This is a genomic window from Salmonella enterica subsp. arizonae, from assembly GCF_008692845.1.
GTDB classification, from domain to species: domain Bacteria; phylum Pseudomonadota; class Gammaproteobacteria; order Enterobacterales; family Enterobacteriaceae; genus Salmonella; species Salmonella arizonae.
On the sequence record NZ_VXJW01000020.1, the window covers coordinates 12,027 to 35,466 of the forward strand.

The 23,440-nt window shown below is 50.5% G+C and carries 16 protein-coding genes and 7 pseudogenes; 10 read left to right on the forward strand and 13 right to left on the reverse strand.

All coding sequences use genetic code 11. The annotated features are described in order from the left end of the window. Positions 1 to 82 precede the first annotated feature (82 nt). Genes thiC through thiH form a run of 6 tightly spaced genes read left to right on the forward strand, consistent with a single transcriptional unit; the run spans position 83 to position 5,447 of the window. Positions 83 to 1,978 carry a phosphomethylpyrimidine synthase ThiC gene (gene thiC / locus F4V61_RS21200; protein ID WP_075809463.1) on the forward strand — a complete coding sequence of 632 codons (1,896 nt, stop codon included), beginning with the start codon at positions 83 to 85 and terminating at the stop codon, positions 1,976 to 1,978. Next, complete coding sequence (gene thiE / locus F4V61_RS21205) at positions 1,978 to 2,613, forward strand: thiamine phosphate synthase (protein ID WP_058115574.1); 636 nt, start codon at positions 1,978 to 1,980, stop codon at positions 2,611 to 2,613. Before thiC ends, thiE begins: the two co-directional genes overlap by 1 nt. After that, positions 2,606 to 3,361, forward strand: coding sequence for a HesA/MoeB/ThiF family protein (locus tag F4V61_RS21210; protein WP_079781237.1), 756 nt, complete (start codon positions 2,606 to 2,608; stop codon positions 3,359 to 3,361). Before thiE ends, F4V61_RS21210 begins: the two co-directional genes overlap by 8 nt. Next, complete coding sequence (gene thiS / locus F4V61_RS21215; RefSeq protein WP_079781238.1) at positions 3,345 to 3,545, forward strand: sulfur carrier protein ThiS; 201 nt, start codon at positions 3,345 to 3,347, stop codon at positions 3,543 to 3,545. Before F4V61_RS21210 ends, thiS begins: the two co-directional genes overlap by 17 nt. Before the next feature lies 1 nt (position 3,546). Then, positions 3,547 to 4,317, forward strand: a complete 771-nt coding sequence (gene thiG, locus F4V61_RS21220) for a thiazole synthase (protein WP_079781239.1) — start codon at positions 3,547 to 3,549, stop codon at positions 4,315 to 4,317. Beyond that, entirely contained in the window at positions 4,314 to 5,447 is a 1,134-nt protein-coding gene (thiH, locus tag F4V61_RS21225; RefSeq protein ID WP_079798601.1) for a 2-iminoacetate synthase ThiH, read from the forward strand. Before thiG ends, thiH begins: the two co-directional genes overlap by 4 nt. A 122-nt stretch (positions 5,448 to 5,569) precedes the next feature. On the opposite strand, the pseudogene F4V61_RS21230 reads toward thiH, so the two are convergent. Continuing rightward, positions 5,570 to 5,784, reverse strand: a pseudogene (locus tag F4V61_RS21230) (hypothetical protein). On the opposite strand from F4V61_RS21230, the pseudogene F4V61_RS22900 reads away from it, so the two are divergent. Continuing rightward, positions 5,767 to 5,874 (forward strand): annotated as a pseudogene (locus F4V61_RS22900) (IS481 family transposase); the annotation flags it as partial. The pseudogenes F4V61_RS21230 and F4V61_RS22900 overlap by 18 nt on opposite strands. A gap of 412 nt (positions 5,875 to 6,286) precedes the next feature. On the opposite strand, the gene F4V61_RS21235 reads toward F4V61_RS22900, so the two are convergent. Together F4V61_RS21235 and F4V61_RS21245 are read right to left on the reverse strand one after the other, a co-directional pair. After that, positions 6,287 to 6,520 carry a hypothetical protein gene (locus tag F4V61_RS21235; protein WP_012210713.1) on the reverse strand — a complete coding sequence of 78 codons (234 nt, stop codon included), beginning with the start codon at positions 6,518 to 6,520 and terminating at the stop codon, positions 6,287 to 6,289. A 337-nt stretch (positions 6,521 to 6,857) separates the two neighbouring features. Continuing rightward, a pseudogene (locus tag F4V61_RS21245) lies at positions 6,858 to 7,888 on the reverse strand (type III secretion system effector arginine glycosyltransferase SseK1). A 542-nt stretch (positions 7,889 to 8,430) separates the two neighbouring features. Here F4V61_RS21245 and F4V61_RS21255 point away from each other — a divergent pair. From F4V61_RS21255 to F4V61_RS21265, 3 genes and pseudogenes are all read left to right on the forward strand, one after another. Next, positions 8,431 to 9,108 (forward strand): NleE/OspZ family T3SS effector cysteine methyltransferase, encoded by a 678-nt coding sequence (locus tag F4V61_RS21255; protein WP_141029345.1) that lies wholly within the window; start codon positions 8,431 to 8,433, stop codon positions 9,106 to 9,108. 411 nt (positions 9,109 to 9,519) lie between these two features. Further along, positions 9,520 to 10,023, forward strand: a pseudogene (locus F4V61_RS21260) (IS4 family transposase); the annotation flags it as partial. Positions 10,024 to 10,371: 348 nt separating this feature from the next. Continuing rightward, positions 10,372 to 10,589, forward strand: a pseudogene (locus F4V61_RS21265) (hypothetical protein). 31 nt (positions 10,590 to 10,620) lie between these two features. On the opposite strand, the pseudogene F4V61_RS21270 reads toward F4V61_RS21265, so the two are convergent. The 10 genes and pseudogenes from F4V61_RS21270 to tuf all read right to left on the reverse strand — a co-directional run. Further along, positions 10,621 to 10,945 (reverse strand): annotated as a pseudogene (locus F4V61_RS21270) (hypothetical protein). Positions 10,946 to 10,986: 41 nt separating this feature from the next. Further along, positions 10,987 to 15,210, reverse strand: coding sequence for a DNA-directed RNA polymerase subunit beta' (rpoC, locus tag F4V61_RS21275; protein ID WP_023247912.1), 4,224 nt, complete (start codon positions 15,208 to 15,210; stop codon positions 10,987 to 10,989). Positions 15,211 to 15,286: 76 nt separating this feature from the next. Further along, positions 15,287 to 19,315 (reverse strand): DNA-directed RNA polymerase subunit beta, encoded by a 4,029-nt coding sequence (gene rpoB / locus F4V61_RS21280; RefSeq protein WP_000263105.1) that lies wholly within the window; start codon positions 19,313 to 19,315, stop codon positions 15,287 to 15,289. 317 nt (positions 19,316 to 19,632) lie between these two features. Then, positions 19,633 to 20,004, reverse strand: a complete 372-nt coding sequence (gene rplL / locus F4V61_RS21285) for a 50S ribosomal protein L7/L12 (RefSeq protein WP_000028881.1) — start codon at positions 20,002 to 20,004, stop codon at positions 19,633 to 19,635. Between the two features lie 66 nt (positions 20,005 to 20,070). After that, on the reverse strand, positions 20,071 to 20,568 hold the full coding sequence (gene rplJ, locus F4V61_RS21290) for a 50S ribosomal protein L10 (protein WP_001207203.1): 498 nt from the start codon (positions 20,566 to 20,568) through the stop codon (positions 20,071 to 20,073). 292 nt (positions 20,569 to 20,860) lie between these two features. Further along, positions 20,861 to 21,565, reverse strand: a complete 705-nt coding sequence (gene rplA, locus F4V61_RS21295) for a 50S ribosomal protein L1 (protein WP_001096690.1) — start codon at positions 21,563 to 21,565, stop codon at positions 20,861 to 20,863. 3 nt (positions 21,566 to 21,568) lie between these two features. Then, positions 21,569 to 21,997 carry a 50S ribosomal protein L11 gene (gene rplK, locus F4V61_RS21300; RefSeq protein WP_001085926.1) on the reverse strand — a complete coding sequence of 143 codons (429 nt, stop codon included), beginning with the start codon at positions 21,995 to 21,997 and terminating at the stop codon, positions 21,569 to 21,571. A gap of 157 nt (positions 21,998 to 22,154) precedes the next feature. After that, positions 22,155 to 22,700: a transcription termination/antitermination protein NusG gene (gene nusG / locus F4V61_RS21305; protein WP_001287521.1), complete on the reverse strand. Its 546-nt coding sequence runs from the start codon at positions 22,698 to 22,700 to the stop codon at positions 22,155 to 22,157. Position 22,701: 1 nt separating this feature from the next. After that, positions 22,702 to 23,085 (reverse strand): preprotein translocase subunit SecE, encoded by a 384-nt coding sequence (secE, locus tag F4V61_RS21310; protein WP_001275691.1) that lies wholly within the window; start codon positions 23,083 to 23,085, stop codon positions 22,702 to 22,704. A 229-nt stretch (positions 23,086 to 23,314) separates the two neighbouring features. After that, positions 23,315 to 23,440, reverse strand: a pseudogene (gene tuf / locus F4V61_RS21315) (elongation factor Tu); the annotation flags it as partial.

Below are 23,440 nucleotides of genomic sequence, written 5' to 3' on the forward strand. Positions count from 1 at the left end.
GCAGCTGCCTTTACGGGCGGCGCACATCCATTACTCCATCCGTCGTCTGACAAGCCACGTCCTTAATTTTTTGGAATGAGCTATGTCTACAACAAAATTAACCCGCCGCGAGCAGCGCGCTCAAGCCCAGCATTTTATCGATACGCTGGAAGGCACCGCGTTTCCCAACTCGAAACGCATCTACGTGACCGGTTCGCAGCATGATATCCGCGTACCGATGCGCGAAATTCAGCTTAGCCCGACATTGATTAGCGGAACGAAAGACCACCCGCAGTATGAAGAAAACGAAGCAATTCCGGTGTATGACACCTCTGGTCCGTACGGCGATCCGAATATCGCCATCAACATCCAGCAGGGTCTGGCAAAGCTGCGCCAGCCGTGGATTGAAGCGCGGGCGGATGTAGAAACGCTTTCTGACCGCAGTTCCGCCTATACCCGCGAACGCCTGACGGATGAAGGGCTTAACGCATTGCGCTTTACCGGTCTGTTAACACCAAAACGCGCCAAAGCCGGGCACTGTGTGACGCAGCTTCATTATGCCCGCAAAGGGATCGTGACGCCGGAAATGGCGTTTATCGCCATCCGTGAAAACATGGGCCGGGAGCGTATCCGCAGTGAAGTGCTGCGCCACCAGCATCCCGGAGAAAGCTTCGGCGCGCGCCTGCCGGAAAACATCACCCCGGAGTTTGTGCGCGATGAAGTCGCCGCCGGACGCGCCATCATCCCCGCTAACATCAACCATCCGGAATCGGAGCCGATGATTATTGGCCGCAATTTCCTCGTGAAGGTCAACGCCAACATCGGCAACTCAGCAGTGACGTCCTCCATCGAAGAAGAGGTCGAAAAACTGGTGTGGTCAACGCGCTGGGGCGCGGATACGGTAATGGATCTCTCTACCGGCCGCTATATTCACGAAACCCGTGAGTGGATCCTGCGTAATAGCCCGGTGCCAATCGGCACGGTGCCGATCTACCAGGCGCTGGAAAAGGTCAACGGGATCGCCGAGGATCTTACCTGGGAAGCCTTCCGCGATACCCTGCTGGAACAGGCGGAACAAGGGGTAGACTATTTCACTATTCACGCCGGCGTACTGCTGCGCTACGTGCCGATGACCGCCAAACGCCTGACCGGTATTGTCTCGCGCGGCGGTTCAATTATGGCGAAGTGGTGCCTTTCCCATCACAAAGAGAACTTCCTGTTCGAACATTTCCGCGAGATTTGCGAAATCTGCGCCGCCTACGACGTTTCACTCTCGCTGGGCGACGGGCTGCGCCCGGGCTCCATTCAGGACGCCAATGACGACGCGCAGTTTGCCGAACTGCATACTCTGGGCGAGCTGACCAAAATCGCCTGGGAATACGATGTGCAAGTGATGATTGAAGGTCCAGGTCATGTGCCGATGCAGATGATCCGCCGCAATATGACCGAGGAGCTGGAGCACTGCCATGAAGCGCCGTTTTATACCTTAGGGCCGCTGACTACCGATATTGCGCCAGGCTATGACCACTTCACCTCCGGCATTGGCGCGGCGATGATTGGCTGGTTCGGCTGTGCGATGCTGTGCTACGTCACGCCGAAAGAGCACCTCGGCCTGCCGAACAAAGAAGACGTTAAACAAGGGCTAATCACCTATAAGATTGCCGCCCACGCCGCCGACCTCGCCAAAGGCCACCCAGGCGCGCAGATCCGCGATAACGCCATGTCGAAAGCGCGTTTTGAATTCCGTTGGGAAGATCAGTTTAACCTGGCGCTCGATCCGTTCACCGCCCGCGCCTGGCACGACGAAACCCTACCGCACGAATCTGGCAAAGTGGCGCACTTCTGCTCGATGTGCGGGCCGAAATTCTGCTCGATGAAAATTAGCCAGGAAGTGCGCGACTATGCCGCAGCGCAAACCATCGAAGTGGGAATGGCCAATATGTCGGAAAGCTTCCGTGCCAAAGGTGGCGAAATCTATCTGAAGCGGGAGGAAGCGTGATGTATCAGCCTGATTTTCCCCCTGTCCCTTTACGGCTGGGGCTCTATCCGGTGGTCGATAGCGTGGCGTGGATTGAGTGCCTGCTGGCGGCGGGAGTACGCACTATCCAGCTACGCATTAAAGACAAACGCGATGCCGAGGTGGAAGCAGATGTGGTCGCGGCTATTACGCTTGGGCGTCGTTACGATGCCCGCTTGTTTATCAACGACTACTGGCGGCTGGCAATCAAGCATCAGGCCTACGGCGTGCATCTGGGTCAGGAAGACCTGAAGACCACCGACCTGAACGCCATTCGGACCGCCGGTTTACGCCTGGGCGTCTCGACTCACGATGACATGGAGATCGACATAGCGCTCGCCGCTCGCCCTTCCTACATCGCACTCGGTCACGTCTTCCCGACACAAACTAAGCAGATGCCTTCCGCCCCGCAGGGACTGGAACAGTTGGCGCGGCATATTGAACGTCTGGCGGATTACCCGACCGTGGCGATTGGCGGCATCAGTCTGAAACGCGCCCCCGCGGTGTTAGCGACCGGCGTCGGCAGTATTGCGGTGGTCAGCGCTATCACCCAGGCTGCCGACTGGCGCGCCGCTACGGCGCAACTGCTTGCAATTGCAGGAGTCGGCGATGAATGACCGTGATTTTATGCGCTATAGCCGCCAGATCCTGCTCAGCGATATCGCTATTGAAGGCCAGCAAAAGCTGCTCGATAGTCATGTATTGATTGTCGGCTTAGGCGGATTGGGTTCGCCTGCGGCGCTCTATCTGGCGGGCGCTGGCGTTGGCACGCTGACGCTGGCGGACGATGACGACGTTCACCTGAGCAATCTCCAGCGGCAAATTCTGTTCACTACCGACGATATCGCCCGCCCGAAGGCGCAGGCGGCGAAGCTACGGCTAGCGCGGCTCAATCCCGACAGCAAGCTAATCGTACTAAAACAGCGTCTGGCCGGCGATGCGCTTAAGAATGCGGTAGCGCGTGCCGATATCGTGCTCGACTGTACCGACAACGTGGCGACCCGTCAGGAGATCAACGCTGCCTGCGTGGCGCTGAACACGCCATTAATTACCGCCAGCGCAGTCGGTTTTGGCGGCCAGTTGATGGTACTCACACCGCCGTGGGCGCAGGGTTGCTACCGCTGCCTGTGGCCGGATGACGGTGAGCCAGAGCGTAACTGCCGCACCGCCGGTATCGTCGGCCCGGTGGTTGGCGTGATGGGCACCTTGCAGGCGCTGGAAGCGATTAAATTGCTGAGCGGTATGGAAACGCCGAGCGACGAGCTACGCCTGTTTGACGGTAAAACCAGCCAGTGGCGTAACCTGGCGCTGCATCGCGCCAGCGACTGCCCGGTCTGCGGAGGGCAACATGCAGATTCAGTTTAATGATGAACCGATGCAGTGTGCTGAGGGACAAACCATTAGTGAGCTACTCACGCAACTCAATCAGCTTAAACCGGGTACCGCGCTGGCGCTGAATCAACAGATTCTGCCGCGCGAGCAGTGGCGGCAACATATCGTGCAGGAAGGCGATCAGATCCTGCTTTTTCACGTTATAGCAGGAGGTTGAGATGTTACGTATTGCCGACAAAACGTTTGATTCGCATCTTTTCACCGGCACCGGGAAGTTTGCTTCTGCACAGTTAATGGTCGACGCCATCCGCGCCTCCGGCAGCCAACTGGTGACGTTGGCGATGAAGCGCGTCGATTTACGTAAGCCCAATGATGCAATCCTGTCGCCGCTTCTTGAGGCTGGTGTGACGCTGTTGCCCAATACTTCAGGGGCGAAAACCGCCGAAGAGGCGATCTTCGCCGCCCAACTGGCGCGCGAAGCGCTGGGGACGAGCTGGCTGAAGCTGGAAATTCATCCCGATGCCCGCTGGCTGCTGCCAGACCCGATTGAAACCCTAAAAGCCGCCGGGGAACTGGTAAAACAGGGGTTCGTGGTGCTTCCTTACTGTGGCGCGGACCCGGTGTTGTGTAAACGGCTGGAAGACGTTGGCTGCGCGGCGGTGATGCCGCTCGGCGCGCCAATTGGCTCCAATCAGGGACTGGAAACCCGTGCGATGCTGGAGATTATTATTCAGCAGGCCACCGTCCCGGTAGTGGTGGATGCCGGAATCGGCGTGCCCAGCCATGCCGCACAGGCGTTGGAGATGGGCGCAGATGCGGTGCTGGTCAACACGGCGATTGCCGTGGCGAATGACCCGGTAATGATGGCCAATGCTTTCCGCCTGGCGGTAGAAGCAGGCGTATTGGCTCGCCAGGCTGTACCGGGTAACCGCAGTGTCTATGCCAGCGCCACCAGCCCGCTCACCGGATTCCTGGAGGTATCTGCATGAAAACGTTCACCGACCGCTGGCGACAACTGGGATGGGACGATATCCGGCTACGCATCAACAGCAAAACCGCCGCCGATGTGGAGCGTGCGCTGAATGCTTCACGCCTCAACCGTGAGGATATGATGGCGTTACTCTCCCCCGCCGCCGTCGATTACCTGGAACCGCTGGCGCAGCGCGCGCAAAAGCTTACCCGCCAGCGTTTCGGTAATACCGTCAGCTTTTATGTTCCTCTCTATCTCTCGAACCTGTGCGCCAATGACTGTACCTACTGCGGTTTTTCGATGAGCAACCGCATTAAGCGTAAGACGCTGGATGGGGTAGATATTCAAAGGGAGTGCGAGGCCATTCATAAGCTGGGCTTTGAACACCTTCTACTGGTGACCGGAGAGCATCAGACCAAAGTAGGAATGGACTATTTTCGCCGTCATTTACCGGCGATTCGCCGCCAGTTTTCATCATTACAAATGGAAATTCAGCCCTTATCGCAAGAAAATTACGCGGAGCTAAAAACGCTGGGAATCGATGGCGTGATGGTTTATCAGGAGACTTATCATGAGGCAATCTATGCACAGCATCACCTGAAGGGAAAAAAACAGGATTTTTTCTGGCGGCTGGAAACGCCGGATCGGTTGGGCCGGGCAGGTATCGACAAAATTGGTCTTGGTGCGCTAATTGGTCTATCGGACAACTGGCGGGTGGATTGCTACATGGTAGCTGAACATATGTTGTGGATGCAGAAACACTACTGGCAGAGTCGCTACTCTATTTCCTTCCCGCGTCTTCGCCCGTGTACCGGCGGTGTGGAACCCGCATCTGTGATGGATGAAAAGCAACTGGTGCAAACGATTTGCGCCTTCCGGTTACTGGCGCCGGAAATTGAATTATCACTCTCCACCCGCGAATCGCCGTGGTTTCGCGATAACGTGATCCCGCTGGCGATCAACAACGTCAGCGCCTTCTCGAAAACGCAGCCCGGTGGGTATGCTGACGATCATCCGGAACTGGAGCAATTTGCGCCGCATGACAATCGCCGACCTGAGGCTGTTGCCGACGCGCTAACGGCGCAAGGGTTACAGCCCGTGTGGAAAGACTGGGACAGTTGGCTGGGGCGCACTTCGCAAACGCGGTGAACCCGTATGTAAACGCATTAGTATTTCACGAGCGAGTACGTAATGTGAAAAACGGGAGATTGTTATCGACCTCCCGTTTTTTTATTTTGTCATCGTCAGCAACGGAAGCTGACCAGGGCAAATTATCCCTTCCTCATTTTTGCCCAGCCTTCTCCCTTCATCAGTAACTGACGACCGAGGGCTGGCCACTGGATTATCGAAATAGCGGTGAACTTGAAGTTTTCGGGCAGCGTTCCTGACTGTAATTTCGCTGGCGGCCTCTCTTCAACCGTGTCTGCTGGTCGTTTTTGTCCATAAAATGATGCCCCAGAACAACGGGAATCAGGGGCGAACCCATCAGGGAAAAATGAGTTGCGACCGGACGCCGATGGAAACGTTACTTGATGGAAAACGCATCTGGGCTGAGAAAAATTTAAGCCAGATGTAATCTGACCGATATCTGTATAAATAACCGGTAACTGTCAGATCAGGTCTGGGCTAATGCATATCATTTTACCTATACGCACTACATCCTCGGACATCTGGGATTGGTGCATTATCCGATTATAAAGTCGTCTGTGTGTTTTCTCGGCCTGGATAATCGGTTTGTCTCAGAAGATCGGAATCATTGGACTGTAGTCTAAGATTGTCATGAATAGTCATTTGCGATTCCGATAAAAGCGAAGGCTGTTATGAGAGTTGAATTGTTTAATATGCTTCTGCTGTGATGCAACGGTTCACTGCCCGAAGCCCCGCTTTATAAGCTGCGTCGTGTATAACTACAAGGTAATCTCTGACACTCATTAACAACATCAAGAAAATAGACTTTCTGTCCTTCAGATAAATGTTCTGCGATTTCCTCAGCCGTAAGCTCTGATGACCTCATCATGTCCGTTCTGAAGTGCTATAAGTAAAGCAGATACTCCATCATTATTTTTTGCTGCAAGTAATTCTGCTGTTTTATCCGCAGTCAGACATGAATTTTTAAGCAGTCTTCCGTAAGCAAGAACAGCCTCGGAATGCCCATTCTTTGACGCTATAAGCACTCCCGGAACATTATCAAATCTCTTTACAGTCAACAAAATATGTTTCATCCAAACTGAGCGTCGCTGCTTTGAGAAGTATTATATTCGACCGTTGTTATATGAAAATAAATGCTACGAGGTGAAAATGAAATCATTCCCAGCATATAATATTCCTCCATTTATTATCAATCAATGGGAATTGTTATTTAATAACCAATTAAATTATTTAAGCTCTTCTTACTCCCATATTTCACAAGGAATGCCGTATATCCCCGTTCTGAACAGCGCTGCGATTTTAAAGTTGCGTTGTAGTAGAGAAAACTGAGCAACAAATATTTTTTCGCAGAAATTTGATAGTTTATGCCAATATTTTATGTATTTAATAGCATGATTATTGCCATTTCCACTACTGCACCTGCCTCGCCCATGAACTTTGAGTAAACTGACTGGTATTCATGATAATGTTATCATGCTTGAACTCAATAAAATCGCAAAACGAATTATAATTTTCATTTAAAGAATAATTAAAATGTTTTCTAATCCCATTACATACACCATCAGAATAGGGATCAGCATCAAATTTAGTATGCATTATTTCCAATCCAGCAAGTAAAGCCGGGTGGTTATTGCGATCAACAGCTATTATCCCGTTTTCCATAGAAGCACGGCCATCTATCCTTTCTACATGAACAGCAATTCCATCCGGAATATATATATACCCCCCAGTTTTTCCGTGATAATCATATCAGCATCGAGATATATACACCCACTATTTGCTGATAAATCATAACACCCAACCTTATCCGCCTCCAAAAATAACTGACCAGCCTTTAACATAGCCATATTCCTGTAAAAATCAAACCATGCATGGCCTTTATCTAGTAAGTAAGATTTAATTAATGAATCATTACCCTCTTGAATATCACTCAATTCTTTTTTCAATAGCTGCAGTAAATGATAATCCCTTTTTTCTTCTGGCATGGACTCTTGCTTAGAAATATTTTCCATATAAATTTCTGATAGTTTTTTATCGTACATGCTAAAGTCAATATCATTTCTATATATGACTTTTATGTTTTCATAGTCATACTCAAGTTTTGAAAAAGCATCCTTTTGTCCCGGAAAAAAATCACCATCTACAAAAATACCTACAACACGTTCTTTTTCAATTGTTGCTGCTTTAATAATATTGTTAAGGTAGGGGTTTTTCTCTGTGTTAATTATAGGTATATCATTTTTCCCAAAGCGAGCAGGATTCCGTTCAAACCACTGGAAAAGAAGAGGGGTTTTCTCATCTAAAAGGCACAAGGGATAATCTTTTCCATTAAAACTTGTAAACTGAATGTCCCTGTTGGTAACAGTTTTAACCAATTCATTTTCTGAAAGCGCGGGAACATATCTATTTAATGGTGGAATCATAACAATTAAATGCTCCATACTTACTTCATTACATATTTTACATGATGATTATTAGCACATGTTTTTTAGCGTTGCAATAGCTGTCCGATAAAAGATGCTAAAACTAAGCATTAACCGATGGATACATAAATATTCTACTAGTGAGCAATCAAATAAATAATTTATTAAATTTATTTTTATTCCAGAAATGGCATAATATTTATAATTCCTATAATAAGAGCAAACAGACACCTTTATGGAATTAAATACTTCATTTAATAATTTAAAATATCCCGCGTAAACAATCAATAAATCACTAAAATAATCACCAATAACAATAAAACAAATATTTTATTGTTAAAGTTGATACTTTATGTAAACTCTGTAGATAAATCATAGGGATAACATGATACAACAGATACGTGCTAATTTTAATTTATGCTTAAACTGAGTTTCATCAAGTTTTTTTAAGGCGACTGTTAAGGGATACGCCTTGGTTAGCATATAATGCTTGACAGACTGATGTTTAAATAGAGATTATACAATATCATTGTAGTATCTAAATAAAAATGGAATTGCAAATGAAAATACCCAGCATTAACAATCAAAACATTTCGTTTCCGGATCGGATTAATTCGATAGATATAATAATGAAAACTTATCCTGATGTAACTCCTTATTTTTTCATGGAAAAACCAAATATTTATGATCAGAAATACATTTCAGGTATAACCAGAGAACAGTCTGTATTTAAAGTTAATGGATACATTAATAAAAAAGCAGAACTCACTCATTATATGCAACGTATGTATTCAGACTCTCACATTAATTTTAAAACCATCTCCAGGGATGAAGCCAACACCTCTGAAGGAAGTTGGTTAACTGTTATTACAGGGAAACGTCCAATGGGACAGTTTTCAGTAGATAGTCTTTATTCACCGGTGTTGCATTCATTGCTTGAACTACCAAATATTGGATGTAAAATTTTCCCCAAAGAGGACAATAGTTTTTTATATATAATAGTAGTATACAGAAAAGATTGTGCGCAGGGTGAACAATATGCAGACCGATTTATTGAATTATACAATAAAAAAAGAGAATTAATGTGTGATATGAGTAATGAGTCTAATGAATTGAAAACAATAAAATCAGAGCTTGTTGTCGCAAGGGAAATGGGAACAATTTTAAGTTACTTACCAGAGGAAATAGATAATTATATCTCTAAAATGAATTTATTATTTTTAAAAAAAACTAATTAACATAACCACGCGAGTCCGCAGCATAAAAATAGTTTTCGTTAGTTTCGTCTCTTTCCCGGAGAACATGAGAGCAAATATACGGCTTATCCCACTTCACATATATACCCGTCATACTTCAAGTTGCATGTGTATTGGCTGCGCTCACTCACCCCAGTCACTTACTGGATGGAGTAAGCTCCTGGGAATTCGCTCCCTTGCCGCCTTCCTGCAACTCGAATTATTTGGGGTATAACCTGAGAAAACTACATATCAGTAAGTATCTTGAGTGAAGTTATCTACTTGAATAGTTTAATATAAATAAAAAATTGGTCATTGCTCTAAGAAGTTAATCTGTTCTTTTTGAGAGAATGCCCTAATCGCTGCTGCCAACCCGCAAGAATAGGGTGCGGAAGCAAAGAAAAATTACGATTCAGCGACAGACTTCTGAAACTGAAGGTGTCACAGGCGCAGAAAAAGAATCCTTCGCTGCCGGAATACGGGTATGCATGGGCCGTCATTTATGAGGTGGCAGCGCTTTATCACTCACGATGGAAAATCGAGGTCGGGTTCAGAAACCTGAAAAGCGGCCTACTGGATAAGACGCTGGTACTGAGAAGGCGGAAAGTAGATCTGCGGGAGGTATGGGGGGATATTGCTGGCCTATAACCTGATACGTCGGGAGGCGGCAAAGGCGGAGGAGAAGCATAAAAATTCCCCTCAGAAATGAGCGTTAAGTTCACGTTCCAGTTTATCGCGATGGAAATGATAGTCCAGAGGAATACAGTATCGCCGGGAACCATCCCAAAACGGTTGGAGTACCTTTGAAGGAATCTGGAGGTATTCATAACAAAACGCCCTCGACCATCAAGGCCGAGGGCGATTAAGACATCAAAAACCCGCTATCCGGTAAACTCTCATGCCGCTCCGCTTAAGTGAACAGCATGCCGCCGATGCGGGCTTCTTATTATGGTCAGCAACGATTACTCGTTATCAGAACCGCCCAGACCAGCGGTGTTGCTGGCTGCTCGCCCGCGGCGCGACGGCGCATACGCTCCTGGTGAGGACATGAATCTTTTCAAAGGTACATGTATATATTTTATAAAAGAGCGGATTTATAGCAAAATGGCTTACCCTCCTTTGCGAATACTATTGGCCCTACTGGCATACAGGTATTAAAACAGGTTTATCATTTAATGTATGAACAGCAGGCATTTTATAATGGCGAGCCAATAGACTTTAATAACTTAGATTTATGGGATAAATTTAAAGTCACATTTGGACTCAATGTTACAGAAAAAACCAAACCCAATGGTAAAAAAAATTTCAATTTTAAGTATTGTGGATTCTCTACTTTTATTACGTCGGTTGATGGCGTTGGCGGGATTTTAGCAAAGTGGTTCGCAAATAAACATAAGGCAAGTGTGCCGTGTATAATGGCTCTAGATAATTCAAAACCAGGGCAGCTAATTCACATCACCAGTGAAAATGAATTTCTACATTGAATGCACGAAATAAGCGATATAAAAAGACAGGTCATGTATTCAAAAAATTTATGATTATAGAGAGTATTAAGAGCCAGCATGGCATTGAAAAATAAAATACTGCTTTTTTATCCGCGCTGCTTTTGACTCGATGAGAATAACAGCAGCGACAATAATAATAAGACAATAAATAAATATCAGTAATGATTTATGGTGAAGTATATATAACGATAGAAACAATAAAAAAGCGGACAGAACGTTTGAAATGGTTATCTTTTTGTAAATACCAAAAGACTAAACATTAAATAGATTAATGAAATAATCGCTGGCATTTTCTTTCCTTGTAGGCAAGCGACCCGAAATTCAGTATCCAGCATGAAGCTGGTGGAGAGATAAATACCCCTCCACCATTTAACGATTACTCGTTGTCAGAACCGCCCAGACCTGCGTTCAGCAGTTCTGCCAGGCTGGCAGATGCATCTTCCGCAGTGACCTGCGGTGTTGCTGGCTGCTCGCCCGCGGCGCGACGGCGCATACGATCCTGGTGGTACGCGTAACCGGTACCTGCCGGGATCAGACGACCCACGATAACGTTCTCTTTCAGGCCGCGCAGTTCGTCGCGTTTACCCGCAACGGCTGCTTCGGTCAGGACACGCGTGGTCTCCTGGAACGATGCGGCAGAGATGAACGATTCGGTTGCCAGAGACGCTTTGGTAATACCCAGCAGATCGCGGGAGAAGGTAGCCCCCACTTTGCCATTCGCTTCCAGCTCGCGGTTAGCGATCTTGACGCGGGAGTATTCAACCTGTTCGCCTTCCAGGAAGTCGGAACTACCGGCGCTTTCGATGGTGGCTTTACGCAGCATCTGACGAACGATAACTTCGATGTGCTTATCGTTAATCTTAACGCCCTGCAGACGGTAGACGTCCTGAACTTCGTTTACGATGTAACGAGTTACAGCATGTACGCCACGCAGACGCAGAATGTCGTGCGGCGCTTCCGGACCGTCGGAAATCACATCACCACGTTCTACACGTTCACCTTCGAACACGTTGAGCTGACGCCATTTCGGAATCATCTCTTCATACGGGTCACTACCGTCAACCGGCGTAATCACCAGACGACGCTTGCCTTTGGTTTCTTTACCGAAGGAAACGATACCTGCGATTTCCGCCAGAATGGCCGGCTCTTTCGGACGACGCGCTTCGAATAGATCCGCAACGCGCGGCAGACCACCGGTGATATCCTTGGTACCGCCGGATTCCTGCGGAATACGCGCCAGGGTGTCACCAGAACTGATCTGTACGCCATCTTCCAGCTGTACAATCGCTTTACCCGGCAGGAAGTACTGCGCAGGCATATCGGTACCCGGGATCAGAACGTCATTACCCTGAGCATCAACGATTTTCAGCGCCGGACGCAGATCTTTACCACCGGTAGTACGTTCAGCCGAATCCAGAACCACCAGCGAAGACAAACCGGTCAGTTCGTCGGTCTGACGCGTAATGGTCTGACCGTCGATCATGTCAGTGAAGCGGATGAAACCACTCACTTCGGTGATAACCGGCATGGTGTGCGGGTCCCAGTTTGCCACGGTTTCGCCGCCGGCAACCTGCTCGCCATCACCTTTCGCCATGACAGCGCCATAAGGCACTTTATAGCTCTCTTTGGTACGACCGAATTCGTCGATCAGCTTCAGTTCGGTGTTACGGGAAGTGATGACCAGTTTACCGCTGGAGTTCACCACCGACTTCACGTTGCTGAGCTTGATGCTACCTTTATTTTTCACCTGGATGCTGGATTCAGCAGCCGCACGCGATGCCGCACCACCGATGTGGAACGTACGCATCGTCAGCTGTGTACCCGGCTCACCGATAGACTGTGCCGCGATAACGCCGATAGCTTCACCTTTGTTGATGATGTGGCCACGCGCCAGGTCACGACCATAGCAGTGCGCACATACGCCAAAGTCGGTGTCGCAGGATACAACGGAACGCACTTTAACGGCGTCAACGGAGTTTGCTTCCAGCAGGTCACACCACTGTTCGTGCAGCAGCGTGTTGCGTGGAACCAGAATATCCGCCGTACCCGGCTTCAGTACGTCTTCCGCCGTCACACGACCCAGAACGCGGTCACGCAGCGGCTCTTTCACGTCGCCACCCTCGATAACCGGGGTCATCAGGATACCTTCGTGCGTACCACAGTCATCTTCGGTCACCACCAGATCCTGCGCGACGTCAACCAGACGACGGGTCAGGTAACCGGAGTTCGCTGTTTTCAGTGCGGTATCCGCCAGACCTTTACGCGCACCGTGCGTGGAGATGAAGTACTGGAGTACGTTCAGACCTTCACGGAAGTTCGCGGTGATTGGCGTTTCGATGATGGAGCCATCCGGCTTCGCCATCAGACCACGCATACCGGCCAGCTGACGAATCTGTGCCGCAGAACCACGCGCACCGGAGTCGGCCATCATGTAGATGCTGTTGAAGGAAACCTGCTGCTCTTCCTGGCCGTCACGGTTAATCACGGTTTCGGTTTGCAGGTTATCCATCATCGCTTTGGATACACGATCGTTCGCCGCAGCCCAGATATCGATAACTTTGTTATAGCGTTCGCCAGCGGTTACCAGACCGGACTGGAACTGCTCCTGGATCTCAGCAACTTCAGCTTCCGCCTCAGAGATGATCTCGTGTTTTTTCTCCGGGATGACCATGTCATCAATACCAACGGATGCACCTGAACGCGCTGCATAAGCAAAGCCGGTGTACATCGTCTGGTCCGCAAAAATAACGGTCGGTTTCAGGCCCAGAATACGGTAGCAAGTGTTCAGCATTTTGGAGATCGCTTTCTTGCCCAGCGCCTGGTTGACGATGGAGAAAGGCAGACCTTTCGGTACGATCATCCACAGAATGGCGCGACCAACGGTCGTGTCTTTCAGGCTGGTGGTCGCGACGAATTCGCCGTTTTCATCTTTTTCATATTCAGTGATACGCACTTTAACGCGCGCATGCAGAGAGGCCAGACCTGCGCGATAGATACGCTCTGCTTCTTTCGGGCCAGTCAGCACCATGCCTTCGCCTTTGGCGTTAACACAGTCACGGGTCATGTAATACAGACCCAATACCACGTCCTGAGACGGAACGATGATAGGTTCGCCGTTCGCCGGAGACAGGATATTGTTGGTAGACATCATCAGCGCACGCGCTTCGAGCTGGGCTTCCAGCGTCAGCGGTACGTGAACAGCCATCTGGTCACCATCGAAGTCGGCGTTATAGGCCGCACAAACCAGCGGGTGCAGCTGGATAGCTTTACCTTCGATCAGTACTGGCTCAAATGCCTGGATACCCAGACGGTGCAGGGTTGGTGCACGGTTCAGCAGTACCGGGTGTTCGCGGATCACTTCGTCGAGGATATCCCAAACGACAGCTTCTTCACGCTCAACCATTTTCTTCGCGGCTTTGATGGTGGTAGCGAGGCCACGCAGTTCCAGCTTGCCGTAGATGAACGGTTTGAACAGCTCCAGCGCCATTTTCTTCGGCAGACCGCACTGGTGCAGACGCAGGTATGGACCTACGGTGATTACAGAACGACCGGAGTAGTCAACACGCTTACCGAGCAGGTTCTGACGGAAACGACCCTGTTTACCTTTGATCATATCGGCCAAAGATTTCAGAGGACGCTTGTTAGAACCGGTGATCGCACGACCGCGACGACCGTTATCCAGCAGGGCGTCAACCGCTTCCTGCAGCATACGTTTTTCGTTGCGTACGATGATGTCCGGCGCAGCCAGATCCAGCAGACGTTTCAGACGGTTGTTACGGTTAATGACGCGACGATACAGATCGTTCAGGTCAGAAGTCGCGAAACGACCGCCGTCCAGCGGAACCAGCGGACGCAGATCTGGCGGCAGAACCGGCAGAACGGTCAGGATCATCCACTCTGGCTTGTTGCCAGACTGTACGAAGGCTTCCAGCAGCTTGATACGCTTGGTCAGCTTTTTACGCTTAGTTTCGGAGTTGGTTTCGTTCAGCTCTTCGCGCAGAGTTTCACACTCTTGCTCCAGATCCATGCTCTTCAGCAGGGCCTGGATAGCTTCCGCGCCCATCTTTGCGTCGAATTCGTCACCGAACTCTTCCAGCGCGTCCAGATACTGCTCTTCAGTCAGGATCTGTTGACGTTCCAGGTTGGTCATACCGCCTTCGATAACCACATAGGATTCGAAGTACAGCACGCGTTCGATATCGCGCAGCGGCATATCGAGCAGCAGACCGATACGGGACGGCAGCGATTTCAGGAACCAGATGTGAGCAGTCGGAGACGCCAGCTCGATGTGGCCCATACGCTCACGGCGTACTTTGGTCTGGGTCACTTCAACGCCGCACTTCTCACAAATAACACCACGGTGTTTCAGGCGCTTGTACTTACCGCACAGGCACTCGTAGTCTTTTACCGGCCCAAAGATACGGGCGCAGAAAAGGCCGTCACGCTCAGGTTTGAACGTACGGTAGTTGATGGTTTCCGGCTTTTTAACTTCACCGAAAGACCATGAACGGATCATGTCTGGCGAAGCCAGAGCAATTTTGATCGCATCAAACTCTTCGGTTTTAGTCTGCGCTTTCAGAAACTTTAATAAATCTTTCACGGATTTGCTCCCGTCGGAGTTAGCACAATCTGGTGTCGGGTTTTACCCCGACACCAGTGACCTGTTTGAGCGAGAATTACTCGTCTTCCAGTTCGATGTTGATGCCCAGCGAGCGGATCTCTTTCAACAGAACGTTGAAGGATTCCGGCATACCCGGTTCCATCTGATGGTTGCCGTCCACGATGTTTTTATACATCTTAGTACGGCCGTTCACGTCATCAGACTTAACGGTGAGCATTTCCTGCAGGGTGTAGGCGGCGCCGTAAGCTTCCAGCGCCCACACTTCCATCTCCCCGAAGCGCTGACCACCGAACTGCGCCTTACCACCCAGCGGCTGCTGAGTAACCAGGCTGTAAGAACCGGTAGAACGCGCATGCATCTTGTCATCAACCAGGTGGTTCAGTTTCAGCATGTACATGTAACCGACGGTTACCGGACGTTCGAACTGTTCACCCGTACGGCCATCGAACAGGGTGATCTGACCGGAGGTCGGCAGGTCGCCCAGTTTCAGCAGCTCTTTGATTTCCGCTTCTTTCGCACCGTCGAACACTGGTGTGGCAATCGGCATACCTTTACGCAGGTTTTCTGCCAGACGCAACACTTCATCATCGCTGAAGGTGCTCAGGTCGACTTTCTGACGAACGTCGGCGCCCAGATCGTAGGCACGCTGGATGAATTCGCGCAGTTTCGCGACTTCCTGCTGCTGTTTCAGCATGGCGTTAATCTTGTCGCCGATACCTTTCGCAGCCATACCCAGGTGGGTTTCCAGAATCTGACCGATGTTCATACGAGACGGTACGCCCAGCGGGTTCAGTACGATGTCTACCGGCGTGCCGTTTTCATCATAAGGCATGTCTTCGATCGGGTTGATCTTAGAGATAACACCCTTGTTACCGTGACGACCTGCCATCTTATCACCAGGCTGGATACGACGTTTAACCGCCAGATAGACCTTCACGATCTTCAGCACGCCCGGCGCCAGATCGTCGCCCTGGGTGATTTTACGGCGTTTCGCTTCGAGTTTTTTCTCAAACTCGTGTTTCAGTTCGTCATACTGCTCAGCCAGTTGTTCCAGCTGATTTTGTTTCTCTTCGTCGGTCAGACCGAGTTCCAGCCAGCGGTCGCGCGGCAGTTTGTCGAGCTTCTCAGCTTCAACGCCGCCGGACACCAGCACCGCACGGATACGGCTAAACAGGCCCGCTTCGAGGATTTGCAGTTCTTCAGACAGGTCTTTTTTCGCCTGCTTAAGCTGCATCTCTTCGATTTCCAGAGCACGTTTGTCTTTTTCTACGCCATCGCGAGTAAAGACCTGAACGTCGATAACCGTACCGGAGACACCGTTAGGTACGCGCAGAGAAGAGTCTTTAACGTCAGACGCTTTCTCACCGAAGATCGCACGCAGCAGTTTCTCTTCCGGCGTCAGCTGGGTTTCACCTTTCGGCGTCACCTTACCGACCAGAATGTCGCCGCCGGTCACTTCCGCGCCGATGTAAACGATACCGGATTCATCCAGTTTGGAGAGCGCAGCTTCACCCACGTTCGGGATATCAGCGGTGATCTCTTCCGGCCCCAGCTTGGTGTCACGGGACACGCACGCCAGTTCCTGAATGTGGATGGTGGTGAAACGGTCTTCCTGGACAACACGCTCGGAGACGAGGATGGAGTCTTCGAAGTTGTAGCCGTTCCACGGCATGAACGCCACGCGCATGTTCTGACCGAGCGCCAGTTCACCGAGGTCAGTGGACGGACCGTCTGCCAGCACGTCGCCGCGTTCAACCGGCTCTCCCAGAGACACACATGGCATCTGGTTGATACAGGTGTTCTGGTTAGAGCGGGTGTATTTGGTCAGGTTATAGATGTCGATACCCGCTTCGCCCGGGTACATCTCGTCTTCGTTAACTTTGATAACGATACGGGATGCATCCACGTACTGAACAGTACCGCCACGTTTAGCTACTGCAGTAACACCGGAGTCGACGGCGACAGCACGTTCCATACCGGTGCCCACCAGCGGCTTATCAGCACGCAGAGTCGGAACCGCCTGACGTTGCATGTTCGCACCCATCAATGCACGGTTGGCGTCATCGTGCTCCAGGAACGGGATCAGGGACGCACCGACGGAGACCACCTGCTGTGTGGAAACGTCCATGTAGTCAACCTGGTCACGGCTGAACAAGCTGGATTCGCCTTTGCTACGGCAGGTAACCAGATCTTCTACAAAGTGGCCTTCGTCATCCAGGTTGGAGTTCGCCTGAGCGATAACGTAGTTGCCTTCTTCGATAGCGGACAGGTAATGAATTTCGTCAGTGACCACGCCATCAACCACACGACGGTACGGCGTCTCAAGGAAGCCATATTCGTTAGTCTGTGCGTACACGGACAGGGAGTTGATCAGACCGATGTTCGGACCTTCCGGCGTTTCGATAGGACATACGCGACCGTAGTGCGTCGGGTGTACGTCTCGAACTTCGAAGCCTGCGCGTTCACGGGTCAAACCGCCTGGGCCGAGTGCGGAGATACGACGTTTGTGCGTGATCTCAGACAGCGGGTTGTTCTGGTCCATAAATTGAGACAGCTGGCTGGAACCAAAGAACTCTTTCACTGCGGCGGAAATCGGCTTGGCGTTGATCATGTCCTGAGGCATCAGGGTATCCAGATCGCCCAGAGACAGACGCTCTTTCACCGCACGCTCTACACGCACCAGGCCAACGCGGAACTGGTTTTCCGCCATTTCGCCTACGGAACGGATACGACGGTTGCCGAGGTGGTCGATATCATCCACTTCGCCTTTACCGTTACGGATATCGATGAGCTTCTTCATGACATCAATGATGTCGTCTTTGCTCAGGATACCGGAACCTTCGATTTCGTCGCGCAGCAGAGAACGGTTGAACTTCATGCGACCCACCGCAGACAGGTCATAGCGGTCTTCGGAGAAGAACAGGTTCTCGAACAGGCTTTCAGCCGCTTCGCGTGTCGGCGGCTCACCAGGGCGCATCATGCGGTAGATTTCTACCAGCGCGCTCAGACGATCGTTAGTTGGGTCGACGCGTACCGTTTCAGAAATGTACGGGCCGTGGTCCAGATCGTTGGTAAACAGCGTTTCGATACGTTTGTGGCCGGACTGGCTCAGCTTAGCCAGCAGATCCAGGCTCAGCTCCATGTTCGCCGCGCAGATCAGCTCGCCAGTGGATTCGTCAACGTAGTCTTTAGAGACGACTTTGCCTGCGATGTACTCAACCGGAACTTCGATATGCTTGATATCGTCTTTTTCCAGCTGACGGATATGGCGCGCAGTAATACGGCGGCCTTTCTCAACGTACACTTTGCCGTTAGCTTCGATATCGAACGACGCGGTTTCGCCGCGCAGACGTTCTGGAATCAGCTCCATCTGCAGCTTGTTGTCGCGAATTTCGAAGACGACTTTCTCAAAGAACAGGTCAAGGATCTGCTCAGTAGTGTAGTTCAGCGCACGCAGGATGATGGTCGCAGGCAGTTTGCGGCGACGGTCGATACGCACGAACAGGTTGTCCTTCGGATCGAATTCGAAGTCCAGCCAGGAACCACGGTAAGGAATGATACGCGCGTTATACAGCACTTTACCCGAAGAGTGGGTTTTACCTTTGTCGGAGTCAAAGAAGACGCCCGGACTACGGTGCAACTGAGAAACGATAACACGCTCAGTACCGTTGATAACAAAGGTACCGTTATCAGTCATGAGCGGAATTTCGCCCATGTAGACTTCTTGTTCTTTAATGTCCTTAACGGTGCCTTCCGGCGCTTCGCGCTCGTAGATCACCAGACGCAGTTTTACGCGCAGCGGTGCGGAATAGGTCACGCCACGGATCTGACATTCCTGAACGTCAAACACCGGTTCGCCAAGGCGGTAGCTGACGTACTGCAGCTCGGAATTACCGCTGTAGCTCTGAATCGGGAACACGGAACGGAAAGCTGCTTCCAGGCCGTACTGCCCTTCAGGATCTTGCTCGATAAACTTCTGAAACGAGTCAAGCTGGATAGAAAGGAGATAAGGTACATCCAGAACTTGTGGACGTTTACCAAAATCCTTACGAATACGTTTTTTCTCGGTATAGGAGTAAACCATAGGGTTCCTCAGCTCGCTGACAAGTCGACCCATCTGTCCTGCGGGGGACAGTTTGTGCAACACTATTTTGTTGACCGGAAAATGGATACTTTCCGCAATGCCTGTTGCTATCACGCTTAAACCATTTCATTGCGATTTACACAGAACGGACGCTCTGTCGCAGTATATTAAGTCGTCGATAGAAACAAGCATTGAAAGGCACAGCAGTAGTCAAACAGTGTGAAACGCTACTGGCGCCTTACAGCGCAAAAAGGCTGGTGACTAAAAAGTCACCAGCCATCAGCCTGATGTCTCAGGCTGCAACCGGAAGGGTTGGCTTATTTAACTTCAACTTCAGCGCCAGCTTCTTCCAGAGATTTTTTCAGTGCTTCAGCGTCATCTTTGCTCACGCCTTCTTTCAGAGCGGCCGGAGCAGATTCTACCAGGTCTTTAGCTTCTTTCAGGCCCAGACCAGTTGCGCCACGTACTGCTTTGATAACAGCAACTTTGTTAGCGCCAGCAGCTTTCAGAATTACGTCGAATTCAGTTTTTTCTTCAGCAGCTTCAGCAGCAGCGCCTGCGCCAGCTACAGCGACAGCAGCAGCAGCGGAAACACCGAATTTTTCTTCCATTGCAGTGATCAGTTCTACAACGTCCATTACGGACATAGCGGCAACTGCTTCAATGATTTGATCTTTAGTGATAGACATTTAAATTGTTCCTGAATATCAGAATAAGTTTATACGTAGGCAAATGCTTGATAAAGACAACTGCGATTACGCAGCTTCTTTCGCATCGCGTACAGCAGCCAGTGTGCGAACCAGTTTGCCAGCCGAAGCTTCTTTCATGGTTGCCATCAGGCGTGCAATTGCTTCTTCGTAGGTCGGCAGAGTTGCCAGGCGGTCGATCTGAGACGCCGGGATCAGCTCACCTTCAAAGGCTGCAGCTTTGACCTCAAATTTTGCATTCGCTTTCGCGAACTCTTTGAACAGACGAGCAGCAGCGCCCGGGTGTTCCATAGAGTATGCAATCAGGGTCGGACCAACAAACGTGTCTTTCAGGCACTCGAACTGAGTACCTTCAACGACGCGGCGCAGCAGGGTGTTACGAACAACACGCATGTAAACGCCAGCTTCACGACCTGCTTTACGCAGTTCAGTCATTTTATCTACAGTTACGCCACGGGAATCCGCAACTACTGCAGACAGCGCGCCTTTGGCTACTTCGCTGACTTCAGCAACAATCGCTTGTTTGTCTTGAAGATTTAAAGCCATTAGCTTTGCTCCTGGATGTTTGCCGGAACTTATGTTCCGGAACTCACTTCACTCATCTCAACGAGAAGAGCGTCTTAATACGGTGAGCAGAAACAAGCCAGAGTATCAAAAATAGTCTTAGCGTTCTGTCACCGTCTACGCAGGGGATTAAGCCTCTTGCGAGACACCTGCGGTCTTCGACGGAGGCCTGGATAGGCCAGGCTCCAACGAACAATTTGGTTACCTGCTAACCTTCGTTAGCAAACGTGGGCAAAGATTGTAGACAAAATCACCTCCCACGTAAAGACTAATCTTAGTTCGCAGAAGCGCTCAGACCAGCCTGATCAACGGCAACGCCAGCACCCATGGTGGTGGAGATGCTAACTTTCTTGATGTACACGCCTTTCGCCTGGCTCGGTTTTGCTTTTTTCAGCGCAACCAGCAGAGCTTCCAGGTTTTCTTTCAGCTTGTCAGCGTCAAAGTCCACTTTACCGATAGTGGTGTGGATAATGCCGTTTTTGTCGTTACGGTAACGAACCTGACCGGCTTTAGCGTTCTTAACCGCTTCAGCAACGTTAGGGGTAACCGTACCGACTTTTGGGTTTGGCATCAGGCCGCGCGGACCCAGAACCTGGCCCAATTGGCCAACAACGCGCATTGCATCCGGAGAAGCAATAACAACGTCAAAGTTCATTTCGCCCTTCTTGATCTGTTCAGCCAGATCCTCCATACCTACCAATTCAGCGCCGGCAGCTTTCGCAGCTTCAGCGTTTGCGCCTTGGGTAAATACGGCTACGCGAACGGAACGGCCAGTACCGTGCGGCAGTACAGTCGCGCCACGCACGTTCTGGTCAGATTTACGTGCATCGATGCCGAGGTTAACGGCAACATCAACGCTTTCTACGAATTTAGCAGTGGCCAGCTCTTTCAGCAGAGAGATAGCTTCGTTGATGTCGTACTGTTTGGTCGCATCAACTTTCTCGCGGATCACACGCATGCGCTTGGTCAGTTTAGCCATTTCTTAGTCCTCCACTACCAGGCCCATGGAACGTGCAGTACCTTCGATGGAGCGAGTCATCGCTTCAATGTCGGCACCGGTCATGTCGGCAGCTTTGGTCTGCGCGATTTCCTGCAACTGAGCGCGGGAAATTTTACCTACTTTGTCTTTGTTCGGCTTGCCGGAACCAGACTTGATACCAGCCGCTTTTTTCAGCAGAACTGCTGCCGGAGGCGTTTTGGTAACGAAGGTGAAAGAACGGTCAGCGTAAACGGTGATAACAACCGGAATCGGCAGACCTTTTTCGATGGAATCAGTCTTCGCGTTGAACGCTTTACAGAATTCCATGATATTCACGCCCTGCTGACCCAGTGCTGGACCAACCGGCGGACTCGGGTTCGCCATACCAGCTGCAACCTGCAGCTTGACGTAGGCTTGTACTTTCTTAGCCATTCTAAATTCCTCGAATTGGGTAGTATCGCTTCAAAGAAGCTCCCCGTGATAAATATCGCTTTATGGGCATAGGGCCCATAAAAACAAAAGGCGCGAAATTGTATGTCAATTTCGCGCCCTATGCAACGATTAGATCGCTGCTTTTTTGATCGCAGCCTTACGCTTTCTCAACCTGGCTGAAGTCCAGCTCTACCGGGGTCGCACGACCGAAGATAGAAACAGACACTTTCAGGCGAGACTTCTCATAATCGACTTCTTCGACAACGCCGTTAAAGTCTGCGAACGGACCGTCGTTAACACGAACCATTTCACCCGGTTCAAACAGAGTTTTCGGCCGCGGCTTATCGCCAACCTGCTGCAGGCGGTTCATGATCGCATCGACTTCTTTGTCGCTGATCGGCGCCGGACGGTCAGACGTACCGCCGATAAAGCCCATCACACGCGGCACGCTGCGCACCAGGTGCCAGCTTGCGTCGTTCATGACCATCTGGACCAGAACGTAACCCGGGAAGAATTTGCGTTCGCTTTTGCGACGCTGGCCGCCACGGATCTCAACGACTTCTTCAGTCGGCACCATGACTTCGCCAAACAGCTCTTCCATATTGTGTAATTTGATATGCTCGCGCAGCGATGTGGCTACGCGGCCTTCAAAACCGGAAAACGCCTGAACGACGTACCAGCGCTTTTTAGGTGCTTCAGACATCTCAGAACCTCAGGCCAGTGATAAAGGATACCAGGCGAACCAGAATACCATCCAGTCCCCACAGGATCAGTGACATAACTGCGGTAACCGCAGCGACGATCAGCGTGGTGTGCAGCGTTTCCTGGCGAGTCGGCCAAATGACCTTACGGACTTCGGTTCTCGCTTCACGGGCAAAAGCAACGGTTGCTTTACCTTTTGTCGTCAACAGCGCGACACCACCCGCTGCAGCAATCAGAATTACTACGGCCAGCGCACGCAGCGGCAGCATCATGTCGCGATAGAGGTAGTTGCCGACGATTGCGACGATCAGCAATATGGCAACAACTATCCACTTCATCGCTTCCAGGCCGCGCCCGCTCCCTTGAGCTTCGGTATTCGCACTCATAAACCAACCTGTCAGAAGTATTCTACAAACATTTTCACCCCGCAATCGCGAGGCAATCCAAATCGAAACGCTTACTCGCCTTTCGGATTATACGCCCTCTACAGAGCCTGTCTCAGCAATGATTATGACAAATAAAATCACTGATGAGCCAGGTTCTGGTGTGAAAGCGTGCAAAAAGGGCATCAAATGATGCCCTTTTATTGCGCATTGCGTCAAATGTTATCAGCGATTAGCCGAGAACTTTAGCAACAACGCCCGCGCCAACGGTACGGCCGCCTTCACGGATTGCGAAACGCAGACCGTCGTCCATCGCGATCGGGTGGATCAGGGTAACAACCATTTTGATGTTGTCGCC